Here is a 3,353-nt window from a genome sequence, read left to right as displayed (position 1 = left end):
TCAGGACACCTCGCCCTAACGCGAGGCGCATAGGCCTGGGAGGGCCGCTTGATATGGCTGAAACGCCCCAAACCGCACCGGCGGTCAAACCGGCTAATCCCAATTTTTCGTCGGGCCCCTGCGCCAAACGCCCCGGTTGGACCGTGGCGGCGCTGGCCGACGCGCTGACCGGGCGCTCGCACCGCTCCAAGCCCGCCAAGGCGCGCATCCAGAAGGCCATCGACCTGACGCGCGAGCTGTTGCAGGTGCCGGCCGATTATCGCATCGGCATCGTGCCCGCCTCCGATACCGGCGCGGTGGAAATGTTCCTCTGGAGCGCCCTGGGTGCGCGCGGCGTCGACATGCTGGCCTGGGAATCGTTCGGCGCCGGCTGGGTCACCGATGTGCAAAAGCAGCTCAAGCTCGATGACGTCCGCGTGCTCGACGCGCCCTATGGCGAACTGCCCGATCTTGCCCAGGTCGATTTCGCCCGCGACGTGGTCTTCACCTGGAACGGCACCACCTCGGGCGTGCGCGTGCCCGACGCGGACTGGATTCCGGCCAACCGCGAAGGGCTGACCATTTGCGACGCCACCTCGGCGGCCTTTGCCCAGAAGCTCGATTTCGCCAAGCTCGATGTCGTCACCTTCTCCTGGCAGAAGGCGCTGGGCGGGGAGGCCGCGCATGGCATCCTGATCCTGTCGCCCCGCGCCGTCGAGCGGCTCGAAACCTACAAGCCCGACCGGCCCCTGCCCAAGATTTTCCGCATGACCAAGGGCGGCAAGCTGATCGAGGGCATCTTCAAGGCCGAGACCATCAACACCGTCTCCATGCTCTGCATCGAGGATGCAGTGGATGCCATGGAATGGGGCCTCGAAATCGGTGGGCTCGCAGCCATGCAGGCCCGTGCCGACGCCAATTTCAAGGTGCTGAACGACTGGGTCGCCAAGACCGGCTGGGTCGATTTCCTCGCCAAGGTGCCCGAGCAGCGCTCGAACACCTCGGTGTGCCTGTCCATCGTCGATCCGGCCATCGTGGCGCTCGACGCCGAGGCGCAGGCTGCTTTCGCCAAGGCGCTGGTGGCCCGGCTCGACAAGCTCGGCGTCGGCTATGATTTCGGCTCCTACAAGGACGCTCCGGCGGGCCTCAGGATCTGGGCCGGCTGTACGGTGGAGGCTTCCGACCTCGCCGCGCTGACGCCCTGGCTCGACTGGGCCTTCGCCGAGGAAAAGGCCCTGCTCAAGGCTGCCGCTTGATTTAGTCACCCCTCCCAGCCTCCCCCAGCAAGGGGGAGGTGCTGATCGAGTTCGTGGCACGATGCTGCCCCGAATTCGGAGCCTATACCTCCCCCTTGCTGGGGAGGGCGGGAGGGGGTGATGCCCCCATTGCACTCAAAATTCAGGGATATCCCAATGCCCAAGGTTCTCGTTTCGGATAAACTCAGCCCCACCGCCGTCCAGATCTTCAAGGACAATGGCGTGGAGGTCGACTACCTGCCCGATCTGGGCAAGGACAAGGACAAGCTGTTCGAGGTCATCGGCCAGTATGACGGCCTGGCCATCCGCTCGGCCACCAAGGTCACCGAGAAGATCATCTCGGCCGCCACCAATCTCAAGGTCGTCGGCCGCGCCGGCATCGGCGTCGACAATGTCGATATTCCGGCCGCCACCAAGAAGGGCATCATCGTGATGAACACGCCCTTCGGCAATTCGATCACCACGGCCGAGCACGCCATCGCCATGATGATGGCGCTGGCCCGCCAGCTGCCCGAGGCCGACGCCTCGACCCGCGCGTCGAAGTGGGAAAAGAACCGCTTCATGGGCGTGGAAGTCACCAACAAGACGCTGGGCCTGATCGGGGCGGGCAATATCGGCTCGATCGTGGCCGACCGCGCCCTGGGGCTGCGCATGAAGGTCATCGCCTACGATCCCTTCCTCACCCCCGAGCGCGCCGAAAAGCTGGGCGTGGAAAAGGTCGACCTCAACGAGCTGCTGGCCCGCGCCGATTTCATCACCCTGCATACCCCGCTGATCGAGGCGACCCGCAATATTCTCAATGCGGAAAATCTGGCCAAGACCAAGAAGGGCGTGCGCATCGTCAATTGCGCCCGGGGCGGGCTGATCGATGAGGCGGCGCTTTACGACGCGCTGAAATCGGGCCATGTCGCCGGCGCGGCGCTGGACGTGTTCCTGGAAGAGCCGGCCCAGAACAACCCGCTGTTCGAGCTGCCCAATGTCATCTGCACCCCGCATCTGGGTGCCTCGACCACCGAGGCGCAGGAAAATGTCGCCCTGCAGGTGGCCGAGCAGATTTCGGCCTATCTGATGAGCGGCGAGATCACCAACGCCCTCAACTTCCCCTCGATTTCGGCCGAGGAAGCCCCGATCATCACGCCCTGGGTGCAACTGGCCGAGGCGCTGGGCTCGTTTGCCGGGCAGCTCACCGAAACCGCCATCAAGGGCGTTAGAATCGAGTTCGAGGGCACCCCGGCCGGTCTGAACACCCGCCCGATGATCGCGGCGGCCATCAATGGCGTGCTCAAGCCCTCGCTGGGCGACATCAACATGGTCTCGGCGCCCCAGATCGCCAAGGATCGCGGCATCGTGGTGGAAACCACCACCCGCGACCAGCAGGGCGCCTATGAGGGCTATATCCGCCTCACCGTCACCACCGAGCGGCAGGAGCGGGGCGTGGCCGGCACGCTGTTCGCCAATGGCAAGCCGCGCATCATCCAGGTCAAGACCATCAATATGGATGCCGAGCTGTCGCCCTCGATGCTCTATGTCACCAATGAGGACAAGCCCGGCCATATCGGGCGGCTGGGCACGCTGCTGGGCAAGCAGGGCATCAACATCGCCAACTTCAATCTCGGCCGCGCCGAGGTCGGGGGCGACGCCATCGCGCTGGTGTCCATCGATGGCAATTTGACCGAGGCCCAACTGGCCGAAATCGCAGCCCTCGAAGGCGTCAAGCAGGCCAAGGCCCTGCATTTCTAGGGTCGCTGTTGGACTGTCTTCCCCTCCCCTGGAGGCAGGGCTATCGCATATGGGTTGTGGCACGATAGCGCTGCATCCGCCGGGCGGTACCTCCCCCTTGACGGGGGAGGTTAGGAGGGGGTGCCGAGAGCCCGAATATAGGGGCTAAACGCCCCCCACCCTTGATCGAGCCATTCGAGCATAGCTCTCATGGCCTTCTCGCCTCAAATCGCCCCACTGGGGCGATTTGTCCTGAAGGGATGGCTCGAAGCCCCGCAAGAGCCTGCGCCGGAAGTGGCGGTGCGCTGCCCGCCCACCGGCGCACAAAGCCAATAGCCATCCTTATGCTCCGGGTCTAATCTTGCCCCAATCCCCTCGCGCCAAGAGCTGAGCCATGAA

General features: G+C 64.6%; 2 protein-coding genes. Both read left to right on the top strand.

The genetic code is table 11. The annotated features are described in order from the left end of the window. The first annotated feature begins 53 nt into the window (after window positions 1–53). Complete coding sequence (locus VDP82_RS16030; protein ID WP_323015831.1) at window positions 54–1,235, top strand: phosphoserine transaminase; 1,182 nt, start codon at window positions 54–56, stop codon at window positions 1,233–1,235. Window positions 1,236–1,391: 156 nt separating this feature from the next. Next, a complete protein-coding gene (gene serA / locus VDP82_RS16025; RefSeq protein WP_323015830.1) occupies window positions 1,392–2,975 on the top strand; it encodes a phosphoglycerate dehydrogenase in 1,584 nt (527 codons plus the stop codon). The last annotated feature ends 378 nt before the right edge of the window (window positions 2,976–3,353 follow it).

This window comes from Devosia sp. (assembly GCF_034675085.1).
Lineage (GTDB): Bacteria > Pseudomonadota > Alphaproteobacteria > Rhizobiales > Devosiaceae > Devosia.
The sequence above is the reverse complement of the archived record's forward strand: the minus strand, read 5'-3'. Positions and strand labels throughout refer to the sequence as shown.